This window comes from Bartonella sp. AP7XZML (genome assembly GCF_042195745.1).
In the GTDB taxonomy this organism is placed as follows: domain Bacteria; phylum Pseudomonadota; class Alphaproteobacteria; order Rhizobiales; family Rhizobiaceae; genus Bartonella.
On record NZ_JBHIOT010000079.1, the window covers coordinates 1 to 1,189 of the forward strand.

1 protein-coding gene is annotated in these 1,189 nt (G+C 43.7%); it reads right to left on the minus strand.

What is annotated here, in order from left to right; all coding sequences use genetic code 11:
- Positions 1 to 12 precede the first annotated feature (12 nt).
- Positions 13 to 1,188 (minus strand): elongation factor Tu, encoded by a 1,176-nt coding sequence (tuf, locus tag ACFILT_RS06075; RefSeq protein WP_012755022.1) that lies wholly within the window; start codon positions 1,186 to 1,188, stop codon positions 13 to 15.
- Position 1,189: the final 1 nt, after the last annotated feature.

Here is a 1,189-nt window from a genome sequence, read left to right on the forward strand (position 1 = left end):
AACAAGCATTATTTATTCAATGATCTTAGAGACGATACCGGCACCAACAGTACGACCACCTTCACGAATAGCAAAACGAAGTTTCTCTTCCATCGCTATCGGAACGATCAACGAAACATCCATCGCAACATTGTCACCTGGCATAACCATTTCCGTTCCTTCTGGAAGCGTAACAATACCTGTAACATCCGTCGTACGGAAGTAAAACTGAGGACGATAATTCGTGAAAAATGGTGTATGACGTCCACCTTCATCTTTTGTCAAAATGTAAGCTTCTGCTTTAAAACGTGTATGAGGCGTAACGGATCCTGGCTTCGCCAATACTTGACCACGCTCAATCCCTTCACGGTCAACACCACGTAGCAGAGCTCCTATATTATCACCCGCTTGACCTTGATCTAAAAGCTTGCGGAACATTTCAACGCCTGTAACCGTCGTCTTAGACGTTGGACGAATACCGATAATCTCGATTTCCTCTCCAACTTTAATAACACCACGCTCAACACGACCCGTAACAACGGTTCCACGTCCCGAAATCGAAAACACATCCTCTATCGGCATCAAAAATGGTTGATCAACAGGACGTTCAGGGGTTGGAATATAATTATCAACTTCACTCATTAAAAGACGAACAGCATCTTCACCAATGCTTTTATCCTTATCCTCAAGAGCTGCCAACGCAGAACCCTTAACAATTGGTATATCATCGCCTGGGAAATCATATTTGGATAAAAGTTCCCGAACCTCAAGCTCTACAAGCTCCAAAAGTTCTGCATCATCAACCTGATCAACTTTATTAAGAAAAACAACAATTGCTGGAACACCAACCTGACGTGCAAGCAAAATATGCTCACGTGTCTGAGGCATTGGGCCATCAGCTGCTGAAACAACCAAAATAGCACCATCCATCTGTGCTGCCCCTGTGATCATGTTTTTCACATAATCAGCGTGTCCTGGACAATCGACGTGCGCATAGTGACGATTTTCCGTTTCATACTCAACGTGTGCTGTAGAAATAGTAATTCCACGTGCGCGTTCCTCTGGCGCAGCGTCAATTTGGTCATAAGCTTTAAATTCACCAAAATATTTCGTAATCGCTGCTGTCAACGAGGTCTTCCCATGATCAACGTGACCAATCGTACCAATATTAACATGCGGTTTTGTTCGTTCAAACTTGCTCTTCGCCATT

Coding starts and splice junctions, on each gene's coding strand:
- tuf (WP_012755022.1), bottom strand. CDS start 1,188: ATGGCGAAGAGCAAGTTTGAACGAACAAAACCGCATGTTAATATTGGT.